At 34.7% G+C, this 18,807-nt stretch carries 16 protein-coding genes; 14 read left to right on the top strand and 2 right to left on the bottom strand.

The window, feature by feature from the left end:
- Positions 1-327 precede the first annotated feature (327 nt).
- From BCI01S_RS08330 to BCI01S_RS08295, 8 genes are all read left to right on the top strand, one after another.
- Complete coding sequence (locus tag BCI01S_RS08330; protein ID WP_047943821.1) at positions 328-1,992, top strand: type 2 periplasmic-binding domain-containing protein; 1,665 nt, start codon at positions 328-330, stop codon at positions 1,990-1,992.
- 121 nt (positions 1,993-2,113) lie between these two features.
- The gene (locus BCI01S_RS08325; RefSeq protein ID WP_047943822.1) at positions 2,114-3,070 is read left to right on the top strand and encodes an ABC transporter permease; all 957 of its coding nucleotides are present in this window, start codon (positions 2,114-2,116) and stop codon (positions 3,068-3,070) included.
- Positions 3,071-3,086: 16 nt separating this feature from the next.
- Positions 3,087-3,968, top strand: a complete 882-nt coding sequence (locus tag BCI01S_RS08320) for a carbohydrate ABC transporter permease (RefSeq protein WP_047943872.1) — start codon at positions 3,087-3,089, stop codon at positions 3,966-3,968.
- Positions 3,969-4,036: 68 nt separating this feature from the next.
- Positions 4,037-5,167 carry a family 8 glycosyl hydrolase gene (locus tag BCI01S_RS08315; protein WP_047943823.1) on the top strand — a complete coding sequence of 377 codons (1,131 nt, stop codon included), beginning with the start codon at positions 4,037-4,039 and terminating at the stop codon, positions 5,165-5,167.
- A 31-nt stretch (positions 5,168-5,198) separates the two neighbouring features.
- Entirely contained in the window at positions 5,199-6,785 is a 1,587-nt protein-coding gene (locus BCI01S_RS08310) for a glycoside hydrolase family 43 protein (protein WP_047943873.1), read from the top strand.
- On the top strand, positions 6,778-7,383 hold the full coding sequence (locus tag BCI01S_RS08305; RefSeq protein WP_047943824.1) for a YesL family protein: 606 nt from the start codon (positions 6,778-6,780) through the stop codon (positions 7,381-7,383). Before BCI01S_RS08310 ends, BCI01S_RS08305 begins: the two co-directional genes overlap by 8 nt.
- A gap of 243 nt (positions 7,384-7,626) precedes the next feature.
- Positions 7,627-9,393 (top strand): sensor histidine kinase, encoded by a 1,767-nt coding sequence (locus BCI01S_RS08300; RefSeq protein ID WP_047943825.1) that lies wholly within the window; start codon positions 7,627-7,629, stop codon positions 9,391-9,393.
- Between the two features lie 112 nt (positions 9,394-9,505).
- Positions 9,506-11,101, top strand: coding sequence for a response regulator transcription factor (locus BCI01S_RS08295; protein ID WP_047943826.1), 1,596 nt, complete (start codon positions 9,506-9,508; stop codon positions 11,099-11,101).
- A gap of 121 nt (positions 11,102-11,222) precedes the next feature.
- Here BCI01S_RS08295 and BCI01S_RS08290 read toward each other — a convergent pair whose 3' ends face one another.
- Positions 11,223-11,894: an NAD(P)H-dependent oxidoreductase gene (locus BCI01S_RS08290; RefSeq protein ID WP_047943827.1), complete on the bottom strand. Its 672-nt coding sequence runs from the start codon at positions 11,892-11,894 to the stop codon at positions 11,223-11,225.
- A 189-nt stretch (positions 11,895-12,083) separates the two neighbouring features.
- Here BCI01S_RS08290 and BCI01S_RS08285 point away from each other — a divergent pair, with 189 nt between their 5' ends.
- From BCI01S_RS08285 to BCI01S_RS08275, 3 genes are all read left to right on the top strand, one after another.
- Complete coding sequence (locus BCI01S_RS08285; protein ID WP_061798084.1) at positions 12,084-12,443, top strand: hypothetical protein; 360 nt, start codon at positions 12,084-12,086, stop codon at positions 12,441-12,443.
- Between the two features lie 297 nt (positions 12,444-12,740).
- Positions 12,741-13,316, top strand: coding sequence for a TetR/AcrR family transcriptional regulator (locus tag BCI01S_RS08280; RefSeq protein ID WP_047943829.1), 576 nt, complete (start codon positions 12,741-12,743; stop codon positions 13,314-13,316).
- Positions 13,317-13,351: 35 nt separating this feature from the next.
- Positions 13,352-14,806 (top strand): DHA2 family efflux MFS transporter permease subunit, encoded by a 1,455-nt coding sequence (locus tag BCI01S_RS08275; RefSeq protein WP_047943874.1) that lies wholly within the window; start codon positions 13,352-13,354, stop codon positions 14,804-14,806.
- A 95-nt stretch (positions 14,807-14,901) separates the two neighbouring features.
- On the opposite strand, the gene BCI01S_RS08270 is transcribed toward BCI01S_RS08275, so the two are convergent.
- Entirely contained in the window at positions 14,902-15,642 is a 741-nt protein-coding gene (locus BCI01S_RS08270; protein ID WP_047943830.1) for an SDR family oxidoreductase, read from the bottom strand.
- A 127-nt stretch (positions 15,643-15,769) separates the two neighbouring features.
- Between BCI01S_RS08270 and BCI01S_RS08265 the strand changes: the two genes are divergently transcribed.
- From BCI01S_RS08265 to BCI01S_RS08255, 3 genes are all read left to right on the top strand, one after another.
- A complete protein-coding gene (locus BCI01S_RS08265; protein ID WP_053215764.1) occupies positions 15,770-16,672 on the top strand; it encodes an AraC family transcriptional regulator in 903 nt (300 codons plus the stop codon).
- A 267-nt stretch (positions 16,673-16,939) separates the two neighbouring features.
- Positions 16,940-17,866 carry an ABC transporter permease gene (locus tag BCI01S_RS08260; protein WP_047943831.1) on the top strand — a complete coding sequence of 309 codons (927 nt, stop codon included), beginning with the start codon at positions 16,940-16,942 and terminating at the stop codon, positions 17,864-17,866.
- 23 nt (positions 17,867-17,889) lie between these two features.
- On the top strand, positions 17,890-18,807 hold the full coding sequence (locus BCI01S_RS08255; RefSeq protein WP_047943832.1) for a carbohydrate ABC transporter permease: 918 nt from the start codon (positions 17,890-17,892) through the stop codon (positions 18,805-18,807).

Below are 18,807 nucleotides of genomic sequence, written 5' to 3'. Positions count from 1 at the left end.
TGTAGGTACTTTAAAATCTCCCATTTATTTGTATATCAATAAAACAACCTTCCATACCTCCTTCACCATATCATTAAAATCCTCTATATTTTTGGATGAAAAATCCAAAAAAATAAGACAAATTAAATAAATCATGGCTTTTTTGAGTAATCTCTTTAGAATGTATGGATGAAAACATTGTTTACATTTGTTATGGTTGATGAAGAAAGCGTTTTCTTTTTTGGAGTGAAAAGGGGGGAGGATAAGAAGGACCTTGCTATCTTTAATTTATAGGGAGTAAATACATCTTTATTTTTATTGGTTGAACAATTATCCGGAGGTGTACAGATGAAGAAGATACTATCCGTTTTATCTTTGTTTTTAATAGGTTTATTAGTGCTCTCGGGCTGCGAATCAGATAAGGAAACATCGTCAAATGTGGATGGAAATGGAATAAAAACTTTTACTGCATTTATGGCTGTGCCTGGTAAAGAATTACCGGATGATAATAGAATGATGAATAAAATTGCTGAAAAAATAGGAGCGAAAGCAGATGTTACATGGTTAACAGGACAAACGGCTTCCGAGCGAATCGGTGTAATGATTGCAGGAGGAGAATATCCTGATTTTATTGATGGATCAGATGGTACAGCTGCATTAATCAATGCTGGTGCATTAATCCCATTAGAGGATTATTTAGATGATTATCCCAATATAAAAAACTTGTATACGGATGCTCAATGGAATCAAATTAGGAATGAGGATGGCCATATTTATATTATTCCGCAATTTGGTGTCGTTAAAGGGCAGAATATGGCAGTTAACCATAGTGATGAAGCGTTTTGGATTCAAAAGCGTATTTTGGAATGGGCTGATTATCCTGAAATCACCACATTAGATGAATATTTTGATCTAATTGAAAGCTATCTTAAAGAAAATCCTACTTCAGAGGATGGCCAGAAGAATATTGGATTTTCCATTTTGTCTGATGATTGGAGATATTTCTGTTTAGAAAACCCACCGCAATTTTTAGCGGGATATCCTAATGACGGAGCTGCGGTTATTGATCCTGTAACAAAGGAAGCAAAAGTTTATGATCAAATTCCAGAAGCAAAAGAGTATTACAAAATCCTAAGTGAGAAATTTGCCAAAGGAATAGTTGATCCAGAAACTTTTACGATGTCTTATGATCAATATATTGCAAAAATTTCTTCAGGGCGTGTATTAGGAATGGTTGATCAATATTGGCAATTCCAAGATGCAGAAACTTCTCTTAAATCACAAGGTTTAGATCATCTAACTTATGTTCCGCTTGATTTAGTCTTAGATAAAAATGTTACACCGCAATATTTTAGCCCGCCAACATTAAATGTTGCAAATGGCCTTGGCATCAGCATTAGTAATAAGGATGTTGAGGGCTCCTTGAAGTTCCTAAATGACTTACTTGATCCAGAGATTATGGTTATGAGGACTTGGGGAGAAAAGGGTGTTGATTATGAAGTAGATGATAAAGGTTTATTCTATCGAACCGAAGAACAACGTAAAAACGCAAAAAACCAGAATTATGTAACGAATAATTTTTCTGATTATAATTATTTCCCGACATACACTGGAATGATGGAAGACGGAATCAATGCTGTATCTCCAGGTGAACAGCCAGATGAATTCTATGCTACTTTATCTGATTTGGATCGAAAAATTCTTGATGCTTATGGCTATAAAAAATGGACAGATTTCTTAACACCAGTGAAGGAAAACGCACCTTGGTATCCTATTTATTCAGCGACAAATGGATGGACTGCCAGCACACCAGAAGGAATTTCAAAAGAAAAAATGACGGAAGTAAAGCAGCAGTGGTTACCAAAAGTTATTATGACACCACCAGATAAGTTTGAAAGTGCTTGGAGTGATTATATGGATGCTTATAATTCTCAAGTTGATGTAAAGGCCTATGAAGATGCCTTAACAAAGGAAGTACAACGAAGAATTGAAGTCTCTGAATCTACTAATTAACAAGGCTGGTAATGATTATTTAACGAAATATTGGGATGCGCCCTGAAATATAGGACGTTTTCCCAATCCCTTTCGTATTAAAGAAAGGTGTGTGTAAAAGGTGCAGCAGGAGAAACCGGTAATGTTAGAAACTGTCGTACAGCCATCTCCGAAAAAGGTAAGTTCTTTAAAAAAATTATTTAAAAAATGTAAAGAGCAAAAGGAATTAGTGTTACTATCTATCCCATTTGTAATTTATGCATTAATTTTTTATTATGCTCCTCTTAGTGGCTGGTTAATGGCTTTTCAAAATTATCGGCCAGGAAGAGGAATATTTGAACAAGAATGGGTGGGGTTAAATAATTTTAAATTTCTCTTTTCTGATCCTACATTCATTAATGTAGTCCGTAATACGTTAGCAATGAGTATGATAAACCTAGTGCTAGGATTCATTTTTTCCATTGGATTTGCACTTCTCTTAAATGAGGTAAGAAATAAAACAGTCAAAAAGTTTATGCAAACCGTATCGTATCTTCCTCACTTTTTATCTTGGATTATCGTGACAGGAATTGTAATGGAAGTTTTGTCTCCGGAAACAGGCATTATTAATCAATTATTGTTAGTCTTTGGCATAATTGATGCACCTATTAACTTTTTTGCAGATCCCAAATACTTTTGGTGGATTGTAGGCTTTGCAAATGTATGGAAATCAACTGGATGGGGGAGCATTATTTATTTAGCGGCAATGGCATCGATTAATGAAGAACTGTATGAGGCAGCATCTATTGATGGAGCAAATCGCTTAAGAAAAATATGGCATGTTACACTGCCGGGAATTAAACCAACTATCTTTATTCTCTTGTTAATCAATATTGGAAATATATTAAATGCTGGATTTGAAGTTCAATATTTATTAGGCAATGGATTAGTTCAAGGAGTATCGCAAACAATTGATATCTTTGTATTAAAATACGGAATTAGCTTAAATAATTATTCATTAGCTACAGCTGCTGGAATATTTAATGGAATAATTAGTCTTACCTTAATCTTCATTGCTAACCACTTAGCGAAAGCAGCGGGAGAAGAAAGACTATTCTAAAGGAGGATGGAGAGTGATGAAAAAGGTCTATTATTCTGATGTACTTTTTGATATTTTAAAATGGATTTTTTTACTGTTTTTTATTCTTGCAACACTGTACCCCATTTTAAATACGCTAGCAGTTTCCTTTAATGATGGATTAGATTCTATTAAAGGAGGAATTTACCTCTTTCCAAGAGAATTAACACTTGAAAACTATATAACTGTATTAAAAAAAGATACGCTTATCCAAGCTTCTATTATTACTGTTGCGAGAACGGTAATTGCCACAATCGTTCAATTATTTCTAACTGCTCTTTTAGCCTATATATTAAGCAGAAAGGAATTTGTATTTAGAAAATCTATTACATTACTTTATATCTTTACTATGTATTTAAATGCGGGTTTGATACCGAATTACCTTTTGATGAGTAAGTTAGGATTGTTAAATAGCTTTTGGGTGTATATTATTCCGGGAATGATAAGTGCGTTTAATATGTTAGTTATCCGCACGTATATTAATGGATTACCGGAAAGTTTAGTGGAATCTGCCAAAATGGATGGTGCATCTCATTTTAGAATATTTATAAGTATTATAATGCCGTTATGTAAACCAGTTTTAGCAACAGTTGCGTTATTTATAGCAGTATATCAATGGAACTCTTGGTTTGATGCGATGTTATACAACGGATTTAATGATCGATTAACTACATTACAATATGAATTAATGAAACTGCTTTCTTCTGTGACGAATCAAGGTGCAAATGTGGATTCCATGAAAAACTCGTCTTCTATGGTCACTCCTACATCAATACGAGCCGCAACCACAATTATTACGGCATTGCCGATTGTTTGTCTCTATCCCTTTTTACAAAAGTATTTTATGAGTGGACTAACAATAGGTGGAGTAAAAGAATAAAGATGTTAAAAATAAATGATGGAGGTGAGCTGCCTTACTATCAGGAAGTGATAGTTCGGTAGATTAATATGGTAAAAGCATTTCAGACGGGAGAATATACTAATTTATTTAAAAAATATGGCTATCAAGAAGAGGAAATTAACAATCGCTTAGCGCTCATTTGGCAAACGCTATTTTTGGGAAAGGAAGAGGAACGAATTTATTATGAAACAGATAACCAGATGGGATATGTGGTAGATACGGGCAATAACGATGTAAGGACAGAAGGTATGTCCTATGCAATGATGTTAAGTGTGCAATTAGATCAAAAGGAAGTATTTGATCGGTTATGGAAATGGACAAAAACATATATGTGGATGGATTCTGGACTCCATGCTAACTATTTTGCATGGTCTGTTTCACCCGAAGGAGTAAAAAATTCCTATGGACCAGCTCCCGACGGAGAAGAATTTTTTGCAATGGCATTATTTTTTGCTTCGCATCGCTGGGGAGATGGAGACGGAATTTTTGAGTATTCAAAAGAAGCGAAAGATATTCTCCACTATTGTATTCATAAAGGAGAAAACAATGATGGCTTCCCGATGTGGAATCCTGAAAATAAGCTTATTAAATTTATTCCAGAAGTAGAATACTCTGATCCATCTTATCATTTGCCACACTTTTATGAACTCTTTTCCTTATGGGCAAATGAAGAGGATCGTGATTTTTGGAAGGAAGCAGCTGAAGCGAGTAGAAGCTATTTGCTAAAAGCATGCCATCCAGTTACGGGGCTTACGGCAGAATATGCCGATTATGATGGAAACCCCTACTATGACAGCGAACATTTCTACTTTTATAGTGATTCGTATCGGGTAGCGGCTAATATTGGGCTCGATTACGAATGGTTTGGCAAAGACGAAGAATTAAGAAATTGTGTGGCAAAGATTCAAAAATTCTTTTGTGAAACAGTCAAAGGGGAAGAGGATTACGTTTATGCTATAGATGGAACAAAGGTGGAGCAGAAGGTGTTACATCCTGTTGGACTATTAGCAGCAAATGCGATGGGTTCCCTTGCAACAGCAGGAAAGTTTGATTATGCGAAAGAGTGTGTAGAGAAATTTTGGAATACCCCACTTAGAACGGGAGAGCGAAGATATTATGATAACTTTCTTTATAGCTTTGCGTTTTTATCGTTAAGCGGAAATTATAGAATATGGTAGTGCTATTTTTGAGAAGAAGGGATGATTGGCAGTGCAGACTTTTCAGAATCCAATTTTAAAAGGATTTTCGCCTGATCCATCTATTTGTGTAGTTGGAGATGATTATTATTTGGTTACGTCCACTTTTTCTTATTTTCCTGGTGTTCCAATCTACCATAGTAAGGATCTTGTTAATTGGGAATTAATCGGAAATATATTGGACCGAAAATCGCAGCTTCCCCTATCAGATGTTACACATTCTCAAGGAATATTTGCACCTTCTATTAGGTATAACAAGGGAATTTTCTATATGATAACGACAAATGTTCCGAAGGGTGGAAACTTTATTGTGACAGCAACTGATCCAACAGGACCCTGGTCTGATCCATATTATTTAGAAGGAGCAGAAGGAATCGATCCAAGTCTATTCTTTGATACAGATGGAAAAAGCTATTATGTAGGGACAAGGCCAAATCCCAAAGGAGTGCGCTACAATGGAGACTGGGAGGTTTGGCTACAGGAAATAGATCTTCAATCCATGAAACTGATTGGAGTCAGTACAAAACTTTGGAAGGGTGCTCTAAGAGAGGCAATCTGGCCAGAAGGACCACATTTATATAAGCGGAACGGTTATTATTATTTAATGATTGCAGAAGGTGGCACTTCGTTTGAACATTGTGTCACGATTGCGAGAAGTGAAAAAATTGATGGTCCGTATATAGGAAATCCATGTAACCCTATTCTTACACATAGGCATCTTGGACGTGATTATCCTGTATGTAATGTAGGGCATGGCGACTTAGTGGAAACAGCGGATGGGCAATGGTATATGACTTGTCTTGCAAGTCGTATTTTTGACGGATATAGCAATTTAGGCAGAGAGACATTTCTAGCAGAAGTAGTCTGGGAGAGTGATTGGCCAGTCATTAATCCGGGATTAGGAAGGTTAGCAAAAGAGCAGATGCACAGGCTGCCACTTTTTCCAACAGAAACAGTAAATCCTCGAATTCTGTTTGAACAACCTTTAGATAAGCGGTTATTATTTTTAAGAAATCCTGATATAGAAAAGTATGTTTTTGATGAAAGAGACGGTTGGTTAAGAATGTACGCTTCCCCACATACAATCGCAGATATTGCATCCCCTTCTTATATAGGGATTAGACAACAATCCATGTGGTATACGCTTAAAACGAGGCTGGATTTTATACCTCAACAAAATGGGGATGAAGCCGGGCTTGTCATTCTGCAAAATGATCGTTATTCTATTCGCTTTGTCTCAGGATTGTTTGATGGAAAAAGAGAATTGAGAGTCATAACAAATTATAATGGGGAAGAGAAGCTGGAAGAACGTATAGTAGAGAATTCTCGTAATTTAACCTTAAAAATAAGAGGCGATTGTCAAAAACTTCACTTCTATTATTCTCAAGAAGATGGCGAGGAAATAGAAGTGGTGAAGAATATAGATGCACATATCCTAAGTACGGAAGTGGCAGGAGGATTTGTTGGTTGTACAATGGGAGTTTATGTAACTAGTAAATCGGATCTTACAAACATTTGTTATGCAGACTTTCAATGGCTGGAGCAAGTAAACGAGGGAGTAGAAATGCGTATAACAGAAAAGGTGAAACTGTATGAATAGATTAATGAATGGAATATATATGAGGAGATTGACAAAGGTAGCCAATTTATTATACTTAAGTCTTCTTTGGACAGTATTCTCGTTACCTATCATTACGATTGGGGCATCCACGGCTGCATTATATTATGCAGCCCACTATGCAATTAGAGAGGAAGAGGGATATATATTTCAGCAATTTTGGAAAGCGATGAAAAGTAGCTTTAACCAGGCTACTATTACTTGGATATTTTTTGTAGCTGTCATTTCTGTGTTTTACTACAATAGCCTGTTTTTAGGGGCACAAGCAAATGGGAGTGTTGTATCTATAATAGGGCAGACAATATTTCTTCTACTTATCCCTTTGGCATGTTGTTGTTTTATCTATGCTATCTCCTATATAGCGAGATTTCAGTCCCCATTAAAAATTGTTTGGAAAAACGCGGCCATTTTAGCCATCAGCCATTTGCCTAAATCGCTATTTCTATTAACACTTCTAGTGCTTTTTATATTTAGTATATGGCTATTACCAATTTTAGTTGTAATCATTCCTGCTTTTTTCTCCTATATGATAAGTCGCTATATGGAAAATATATTCTCCAGTTATTTGAAAGAAAAATAATAGGAGATTGTAGTAAAAAGGAGAGGAATCAAGTTCAGATTATAACTAATTCTTCAAAGAAACATAGCAATAATGATTTTATGAGAAAATCTATAAAGTAACAGTAAATAAATGGTAGAATACACATTATAGAAAACGTTTACAATTAGTAGGCTAGCAGTCGCTGTTGTTTATTATTTCTTTCTGATTATGATAGATAATAGCCTTTAGCTTTACTATTTGTGTAGAGCTTAGTTTGGAAGGATGGGAAAAAACTTGCTTGCTCTGCTTCTGAATAATATTAAAATAAAGAAAAAAATGATTCTAATTTATTTATTAGCTGTAGTGATTCCTATCGTTCTTACTAATTTAGTCATTATCCATTCCATTCGAGAAAATGAGGATATCCAAAAAAATAAATCAATGGAGATTACGATAGAACGGCTGAAATATCATCTTAATGAGAGCTTCAACGAGATTACGGAAGTATCCAATTATATTAGTAGAGATTTGAAGATCAATGAATTTCTCCAAAAGGAGTATAAGGATAATGTAGATTATTATAGTGACTATATTTCACTTGTTCAAGAAAACATCATTAATAATTTTTATGTATCCCAAGCATTGGAAAGTATTGAAATATACACTACTAATCCAACTATTATTAACGGTGGGGTTTTTTGGAATTTGCGAGCGGTCGAGCATACGAATTGGTATAGAATTTACAAAGAGAATAATCAGAACATGGTTTTATATCCATATTATGAAGAGAATAAACAATTCCCACCAAAGTTAGAGTCGAATCGAACGATCAGTTTTATAAGAGAATTACCAAATGGAAGCAACGGATATAAAAGTATTGTAAAAATAAATATTAATTATTATCGATTATTGGCAAATATCAAAAATGAAGATACGAGTAATAATATTGTAATAGCGTATAATGATCAGGTTATTTTTAGTAATCATGGTTCAGAGAAGAAGAATACTATATTCCGAAAGTTAGAATCAAAAGAAAAATCCAAATTTAATCTATCTGATTCTTTTCTAGCAATCAATGATCGATGGGATATCTATATATCTAATAATCAGACTAATATTTTTGATCTCATTGAGAACAAGAAAACCGTACTACTTGTGTTAATAATTTTTAATTTTCTATTTCCCACACTTGTTATTTTGCTTATTAATAAGTCTTTTCAAGATAGAATTGCTCTAACAGAGCAGCATTTATTGAAAGTAGAAAAAGGGATATTCGAAAGAATCAATATAAATGAAGGGAAAGATGAAATAGGTGATTTAATAAGGAGTTATAATTTCATGGTGGTTAAAATCGATGAATTATTAGGTGAAGTGTACAAAAAAGAAAGAGAACAGCAGAAAATAGAATTAGCCAAAACAAAAGCAGAGCTTAATGCACTTCAAAGTCAAGTAAATCCACATTTTCTTTATAATACGCTTGATAGCATCAGAATGAGGAATTTACTAAATGGAGATCGAGAAAGTGCAACAGTTATTAATGAATTAGCACAGTTATTTAGAAGAATGACCAAATGGAGTGATTCATATTTTGTTACTGTCGAGGAAGAATTAGCATATGTTCAAAGATACTTAAATATTCAAAAATATCGTTTTGTAGATAGATTGAACTTTTCTATCTATGTAGAAGAGGAATGCAAGGAGCATTATATTCCAAAGATGCTGATATTAACTTTTGTGGAAAATGCCTGTATTCATGGGATTGAGAAAAAGAAAAATGGAGGAGAAATTAGCATCATCGTCTCTGCACAAGAGAATGCTATTTATATTGAAATTTTAGATAGCGGAGTTGGGATGGATGCAAAGAGATTAAGGAAAATAAGAGAGTCCCTTGAGAAAAATGATGTGACAACATCCAATTGGGAAGAAAGCACAGGAATCTTAAATGCCTATTTACGGATAAAAATGCACTATCAAGAGGAGGGGGAATTAGAAATTGAAAGCCAGAATTACACTGGAACAGAAGTATACATTAAGTTACCCATTATATAGAGATTAAGCTTGGCAGCATATTTCCAGTACAGGTGTTAATTACTTTTTCGTTTAGTGTTTCTTTCACAAATTCATTTTGAATAGGAGAAAGGTCATTTAGGAGGAATAGATAATGTTAAAAGCCCTTATTGTTGATGATGAGCCATATATTCGGGAAGGAATTAAAGTCATGATTGACTGGGGAAAATACGGTTTTGAACTTTGTTATGAAGCCGGAAATGGGGAAGATGCTCTTCAAATTATTCGAGACTATGATGTTGACATTGTTTTTACCGATATAAAAATGCCTGTTATGGACGGATTAGCATTAATTAAACAAGTAAAGCAGAGCATGGATAAGGAAATAAGATTTGTAATCTTAAGTGGATATTATGAATTTAAATATGCGAAGAAAGCTATTCAATATCGGGTCACTGATTATTTGTTAAAACCAATACAGGAAAAGGAGCTAATCGATTTACTAGAAACCATTAACAAACGATTTATAGTACTAAAGAGAAAAGAAAAAGAGGAAGAAAAAAAGAACAAGGCAATTATTGATTATCATTTAAAAAATATTTTATATGATAAATTTACCTCAAAGGACATCGAATTTGTCAAAGAAAGGTATGGGAATTTTAGAAACTATACCTTTATTAATATGGATGTTGTACAAGAAAATAGGCAGGAACGTGTTATGCCAGATGAAAAAAAGAAATGGAGAAAAATGCTCTATAAAGTAATAGAAAAAATGGTACAGGAAGAGAATTTCCTTATTCTTTATGATATAGAAAATACAAACATGGAATACTCAGTAAGTGTTGTTTGGCAATGCAATCGCTCGGAGGTTTATAGAGCAAATTATATAGAGAAACTTCACAGAAGATTAATTAGTGAAGTGCCGTTCACGGTGAAAATATATATCGGAAATACAGTACAGAAAATAGAAGAAATAACTGATTCCTATAATAAAGTAGTTTTAGGGAAAGAATATGAATATTTTTATTGTGTCGATAAATCAATAATTTATTGCGATAACACACCAGTATTTTCTTTAGAGCAATATCACTTATCTCAAAAACGGATAAATCAATATATTGATAGTATATCAGAAAATAATGAGCAAAAAATAAACATTATTGTTAAAGAAATATACGAAGAATTTCAACAGAAATGTCTGCATCCTCAATTAATAAAAAACAATCTTACTCTGTTAATTTATCAATTAGCAGACCTATGGAATAAGAATAATAAACCGAATTTTTCTAATGATGAACCCCTCCTTTTTATTCATGATCAGAAGAATATTTTATCTGGAAAAATTTCAATGGATGAGTTTTTAACCTATTCATTACATTTTGCAAACTATTTATATAGTATCAGGAATTATTCATCAAAAGACATCTTAGTTAAAATCGAAAGTGACATTGCAGAGCGCTATATGGAAAAATTGAGTTTAAGAAAATTAGGAGATAAATATAATATAAATAGTGTATATTTAGGCCAATTATTCAGTAAGAAATATGGAGTAGCCTTTAAAGATTACTTAAATGAATATAGAATAGAAAAAGCATGCCGGCTTTTAGAAGAAACTGATGACCGCATTTATCAAATAGGGACAAACATAGGTTTTCAGAATCCCGATTATTTTATAAAAAAGTTCTTACAAGTTAAGCATATGACCCCTAGAAAATATCGTCTTATGTCTAGAAGTATAAAGGAAGCATAAAGACAAGAAGCATGGAGATAGTATAAATAAAGAACTAGTTATCCTTTTTTTTACTCTCCCCCGCATTAATTATAGTCACTAAAGGGGGGAGAGTTTTCCGTTAGGCAATTTTAAACAAAACTTATACCCACTTCACCACATCATCAAATTCTCTGCGTGTTTTTGGATATGGATCTTTCGCACGATAACCGAATGCTACCATGACGGAAATTCCTAAATGGCCATCTTCTAAAAGTCCTTCTTTATTTAATAACTGATTCATTTTTTCCATATGAAAGCCCTCTATAGGACAAGAATCGATGCCGATTTGGGCAGCAGCGGTCATCATATTTCCAAGTGCGATATAGGTTTGTTTAGAAGCCCAGTCAAATAAAGAACGATCGGTGTCTAAGCGGAAATCCTCCTTTTGAAATTCTTCTATCCGTTCAATCATTTTTGGAATCACTTCAGCAGGAAGCTTGGATACATTGGTAAACTGTTCTTTTAAATAGGCGGAATCATAGGCTGTATCTAATTTTGTTCTAGCTAATAAAATAACAAAATGGCTGGCGGCCGGAATCTTTGTATACGCTCCCCAAGACGATTGTTTGATTTTATTCAGCAATTCTGGATTTTCAATCACAAGAAATTTCCAAGGCTCAGTACCAAATGAGCTTGGAGAAAGACGAGCTGTTTCTAATATAAATTTCATATCACTTTCTGGAATCTTCTTCTCTGGATCAAATTCTTTTGTAGCATGACGAAAATGATAGGCAGCAAGAATTTCTTGTTTTAACTCTTCTTTATTGCGCATAATTTATCTCCCTTCTTATAACCATCTGCATTACCCCGTATTTCTTTAAGGTAACCAATTTGTTTATGAGTATAGCATAGGAAATTATTGTGGTAAAACAGTCTGATTTCTCTTCATATATATCCATTATTTGTGTATGATATATATAAAATTCCATTAATTTACAACGGAAAAGGGGAGAGTAGGCGAATGAAAAGCAAGAACACTAGCATATCTTTTTATTGCTTCTTAGCTTCTATTGTTGTCTTTATTCTAGCTAACATGATGGGGAAGTTATATGATGAAACAGGATTCAGCATTGGAATTGGGAACGATTATCTCGGTTATAGCATATTAGCAAGTATATTTATCATCCCTTTAGTCGGACTGATATTCCGGATTAAAAGGCGAAAAAAGTCGCTTGAAATACCTTTCTATTGTTGGAAACTTATTAGTATTCTTGACAGTGGGCCTCTTATCAATGGCTTTAACGGTTTACGACTTCCTACCATAGTAAGCCGGAATAAGTATTCAGTCTGCGGGAGATTGCCACCAACTTATCTTTCTTAAAAAAACATAGCCTCATTATAATTAGACGAATGGATTTAATATGTCCGTATAATTGTTCTGAGGGCTGTTTGGCTGGAATACTTATTCCAGTATTTTTTTTGATGAAACAACTGCACCAGAAGGCATCTTGGTGAAGGATATAAAATGAAAACCCTTTACTGTAAAAAATAGATAAAGAATCAGTAATTTTTGCATAAAAAGAAGCAAAATCAGCTATTATTTTCTTGACACTTCTAGAATGTCACATTAATATTATGTAGACCAGTTGTTATAATACTTTTAAGAAGAGATGATCGAATGAAAAAAGGCAACAATAAAAAAGAAGCAATTCTAACTACTGCAACGAAACTATTTCAACTGCAAGGATTCCATGCAACGGGTCTTAATCAAATAATTGATGAGAGTGGTGCTCCAAAAGGTTCCTTGTATTATCACTTTCCAAACGGGAAAGAAGAAATTGCATTAGAAGCAATTAAGCGAATGCGAGAGCTAGTAGTAGAGAAAATGAAAGCAGACTTATATAGCGGGGAAACACCTGTGGCTGCCTTTCAACAACATGTGAATTCTATCGCAAATGAATTTGATCAGATGGGCTGCAGTGCACTTGAAGGCTTGCAAATTAGTCTGATTGCTTCTGAAACAGCGTTAACACATGAAACGCTGCGCTTGGCATGTGATGCTACTTTTACCGATTGGCAGGCGCTTTATACAAATAGGCTAGAGGACTTTGGCTTTGCAGAACCACTGGCAAAGGAACTGGGTATTACGTTAAATGCAATGATAGAAGGTGGGTGCATGCTTGCTCTCACGAATAAGAGCAGTAACCCCCTGCGTTGCATTTCGAATCAAATAGCAGTGCTGTTAAAACAGTGATTTTTTGGATTTAAAGGAGGAAAAGAAATATGACAATGGATATTCCCGCTAAAGGCGAAACAATTGGGAAAACGGAGTTTAAGACGGTGCCGATTATTGCCTCCTTTTTAATTGCAGGCTTTATTGGATTATTTAGTGAAACGGCACTGAATATGGCATTAAGAACAATTATTACGGATTTTAGTATTAACGAAACAACCGTACAATGGTTAACAACAGGTTATTTATTAACACTTGGAATTTTAGTTCCTGTATCAGGACTTATTCTACAATGGTTTACGACAAGACAGTTATTTATTACTTCCCTTATTTTTTCGATTTCGGGAACACTTATAGGAGCAATTGCGCCGACCTTTACAATTTTAATGGTTGCTCGTGTTGTTCAGGCAATTGGTACAGCACTATTATTACCGCTTATGTTTAACACAATTCTTGTGTTAATTCCCCCGCATAAACGGGGAAAAGTAATGGGGATGATGGGGTTGGTCATTAGTTTTGCTCCGGCAGTAGGGCCAACTATTTCTGGATTAATTCTTCGCTCTCTTACTTGGCACTGGATTTTCTGGATTTCCCTGCCACTGCTTGTGGTTGCGCTTGTTTTCGGCAGTATATTTATGCAAAATGTAACGACATTAACGAAGCCAAAGATTGATATTTTATCGATTATTTTATCAACAATTGGATTCGGTGGTATTGTTTACGGGTTTAGTAATGCTGGAGAAGGCGGCGGATGGGGCAGCTTAGAAGTAATTATTTCTATTGCCATTGGACTAATAGCATTAATTTTGTTTGCTATTCTTCAAGTGAGAAGTGAGCAGCCAATGATGAATTTAGGTGCTTTTAAATATCCAATGTTTGTTATAGGTTTAGTACTTGTTATCATGATTATGATGGTTATGCTTTCATCCATGATTTTATTGCCGCTATATTTACAAAATGTGCTAGCATTAAGCACATTTACAGCAGGGTTACTTCTTCTGCCAGGTGGTTTAATCAATGGATTGCTTTCGCCAATTATGGGAAGTCTCTTTGATAAATTTGGGCCAAAATGGTTAGTTATTCCTGGTCTTGCATTAGCAGCTCTTGCATTATTTGGATTCTCTACAATTGATATTGATACATCATCTGGTTTTATTATTGCTTTGCTGATTGTATTAATGATTGGTGTCTCTATGGTAATGATGCCGGCACAAACAAATGGCTTAAACCAATTGCCGCCTGAATTATATCCACATGGAACTGCAATTATGAATACGTTGCAGCAAGTTGGTGGAGCTATCGGAACAGCAATTGCTATTTCTCTTTTAGCTTCAGGTTCAGCGGAATATATAGATAGTGCTGCGACCGATTTAACCACCCCGTTAAGTCCATTGCTTGCCTTTACAGCTGGTGTACAGAAATCATTTAGCTTTGCGATTATTGTTGCAATCATTGGTCTAGTTCTATCGTTCTTTATCAAACGAGTGAAAGTAGACCATCCATCTCATTAATAGCAAAATAATATAATGAAAAATCGATTGGAGGAATATCGATTTGCACTTTTCAGTGTGAATCCCATTCTTTCAATCGATTTTTTTTCTTACAATTAAACCATTCCACCATTAACGCGAAGAGTCTGACCTGTAATCCAACGAGCATCTTCACTCGCTAAAAAGGCGACAACTTTTGCGATATCGTCCGTTTCTCCGAAGCGGCCGAAGGCGTTTAGTTTTTTTAGTTTTTTTAATTGTTCAGGGCTTTTGCCATCCATAAACAGCTCGGTATTTGTAGGACCAGGTGAAATCGTGTTTATAGTGATTTTTTTGGGACCAAATTCTTTTGCCAGCTGTCTTGTAATTTGTTCGACAGCTCCTTTTGTTGCTGCATATAGGCTGTAACCAGGGAACATCATTCCTGCTACAGAGGTGGAAAAATTAATAATTCTTCCTTCTGCCTCCATATGCTGAAGCGCTTGTTGGCAAGCAAAATAAGTTCCTTTTACATTGATGGAGAAATGTAAATCAAATTCTTCTTCTGTTACAGCCTTTAATGGTATAGTGTGCATTATGCCAGCGTTATTAACAAGAATATCTATTTTTCCAAAGTGCTGAAGGGTTTCTATAAATAAACGTTCTACCTCTTTAACTTTACTGACATCTGCTTGAACTGCAATAGCTTCTCCACCTTTATTCACGATGCTTGCAACAACTTCTTTAGCTTTTTCTGAGCTACTTGAATAGTTAATTATCACCTTCGCCCCTAATTGAGCAAGTTCTTCTGCGATAGTTGCTCCTATTCCTCTCGATGAACCAGTTATAATAGCGACTTTATCTTGTAAATGCTTCATTTCTTCCTCCCATAGCTAATTATTAGTCTTTAGATAACATACTGTAATGATAAGAAAACTTTCAGCAAGAGTGATAGAAGATTTCTGTATAATCTTTGCCTAATTCTCCAAATAAGAGGTAAAATGTATGAAAAGTAGGGGGGATATGGTGAATAATAAAAATGAGTTAACGGATCTGGTAGAAAAACACTTTAAAACAGATGGTACACACGCAACAGAAATTAACCATCTAAGCATTGTCCGAGCATCCACATTAACAGAACCGCTTCATTCTATTGTCGAGCCTTCTGTTTGTTTCATTATACAAGGTTCCAAAATAGTGATGTTGGGGGAGGCGATATTTCGCTATGATTCCAGCCAGTATCTAGTTATATCTGTGCATCTGCCTATTCGCGGGAAAATAATAGAGGCTATGAAGGAAAAGCCATATTTATGTATTAGACTTGGATTTACGACAGAACAGATTTTAGAAGCAGTTGCTAATCATAAGGAAGTAGTTTCAGATCCTCCTAAAAGAGCGATGCTTGTAAATAAAACCACCTCTGAAATGACAGATGCCTTACTTAGATTAATAAGGCTGCTTGATACTCCAAAGGATATCCCTGTTCTTGCACCATTATATCAAAAGGAAATATTATATCGGATTTTACAGAAGGAGGATGGTGATCAGATAAAGCAATTTGCCATTTTAGGAACTCATGCCCAGGCGATAAAAGAAACCATTCAATTGATAAATCAGGCATATGCCGAGCCGCTTCGCGTAGAGGAATTAGCTAAAGCTGTGAATATGAGTCTTTCTTCCTTTCATCATAATTTTAAGTTGATTACGGGTATGTCTCCTTTGCAGTTCCAAAAAATGATTCGTTTACAGGAAGCGCGCAGGTTATTGATAGCTGAAGGATTAGAAGCAGCGGAAGCAGCTTTTCAAGTTGGGTATGAAAGTCCGTCGCAGTTCAGCAGAGAATATAGCAGATTGTTTGGATTGCCGCCAAAAAGTGATGTGAAAAAATTACAAGATAATTGGAAATAAGGAAAACCTACTATTTGGAGCACAAATGGCAGGTTTTTCTTTTTATGCTGACAATCATTAAGTTTTCAAAAGTGCGTTATGATTGAGTACATATTAAGGATGTAACCTTATTTAAGATTTTGTTTATCATATTTATATTTTACCTAAAAAAACATATAATTCGTTTAGTTTTTCCTATAATTTGTTTATTGGTTAGCACTCTCTTCGATATTATAATTTAGCTATACCAAAAAGAAAGCGTTTTCCAAAGAAAGGAGGGATAGAAAAATGGCCATGTTAAGAAATTTGTGGAGAAATAAGGCCTTTTTGTTAATGGCATTGCCTGGAACTATTTGGCTTATTTTATTTTTTTATATTCCGGTATTCGGGAATGTTGTGGCATTTAAAAATTTCCACTATTCAAGTGGCGGATTTTTTCAAAGCTTGCGGGAAAGCCCGTGGGTTGGGTTTGATAATTTTAAGTTTTTATTTTCTTCCAATAATGCTTACTTGATTACAAGAAATACTGTCTTATATAATGTGGCATTTATTGTGTTAGGGTTGATTTTTGCTGTTTTCTTGGCAATAGTACTCAGTGAACTGCGTTCAAAAAGAATGATTAAGATTTATCAAACTTCGATGCTATTCCCTTATTTTTTATCATGGGTTATTATCAGTTATTTTGTCTTTGCATTTTTAAGTCCAGATAAAGGATTAATGAATAGTATCCTTACTCTTTTTGGCGGGGAAGAAATTAATTGGTATAACGAGCAAAAATATTGGCCATTTATCTTAATCGTCTTAGGAATATGGAAAGGTGTCGGCTATAATAGTGTCATTTATTTTGCGAGTATAATGGGAATCAACTCGGATTATTATGAAGCTGCGATGGTTGATGGAGCATCGAAATGGCAGCAGATTAAAAATATCACGATTCCGCAGTTAGTACCTTTAATATCTATTCTATCTATTTTATCTGTCGGCAATATTTTTAGAGCTGATTTTGGATTATTCTATCAAATCCCGAGAAACTCAGGTGCTTTATATGAAGTAACAAGTGTCTTAGATACTTATATCTATAACGGACTGACAAGTACAGGTGATATTGGGATGACAGCAGCTGCAGGTCTTTATCAATCAGTTGTCGGCTGTATTTTAGTAGTTCTGGCTAACTTCATTGTTCGCAAATTTGATGAAGAATCTGCATTGTTTTGAGGAAAGGAGGTCCAAATCATACAGTGAAAAAGAAAAAAATAGAGCATGTTCGTGTCCGAACTTTTAGTCGAAAAACAAATATCTTTTTTAATATCATGGTAGGCTTGTTTGCCTTCTCTTGTATTTTTCCCTTCTTATTCGTAATCATTATATCGTTTACAAGTGAAACAGCCTTAATAACAAATGGATATGCATTGTGGCCAAGTGAGTGGAGTATTCAAGGGTACACATATTTAGCTGATTTAAAAACGCAAATTATTCAATCCTTATTTATTACCGTATTTGTAACAGTTGTCGGAACTTTTATCAATGTTGCATTCACATCAACCTATGCTTATGCCATCTCTCGGCCGAATTTTCGTTATAAGCGATTTTTCACCATCTTTGCCTTAATTACGATGTTATTTAGTCCTGGAATGGTACCAAGCTATATTGTGATGACGAATATGCTACAGTTAAAAGATACCGTGTGGGCTCTTATTCTTCCTATGGCTTTAAGTCCGTTTAACATCATCGTGATGCGAACATTCTTTAGAAGACAGGTGCCAGAATCGATTATTGAATCTTCCCGTATTGATGGGGCAAGTGAAATGAGGATCTTTACACAAATTGTTTTACCATTAGCGGTGCCAGGAATTGCAACAATAAGCCTGTTTGCCGCACTAGGATATTGGAATGATTGGTTTAATGCACTGCTATACATTCAAAGTGATAATCTAATTCCACTGCAATACTTATTGATGAAAATCCAAAGCAATATTGATTTTATGACCCAAAATGCGGGCTTAAGTGGAAACTTATCTGGTGGCCTTGCCGCTATTCCAAAAGAGGCTACGCGAATGGCGATGGTTGTGATCTCTACCTTACCGATTGCATGCAGCTATCCATTTTTTCAACGTTATTTTGTTAGCGGCTTAACAATTGGCGGGGTAAAAGAGTAA

The sequence above is a fragment of the Niallia circulans NBRC 13626 genome (genome assembly GCF_001591585.1).
GTDB lineage: Bacteria > Bacillota > Bacilli > Bacillales > Cytobacillaceae > Niallia > Niallia circulans.
This window is presented reverse-complemented; position numbering and strand designations above follow the sequence as displayed.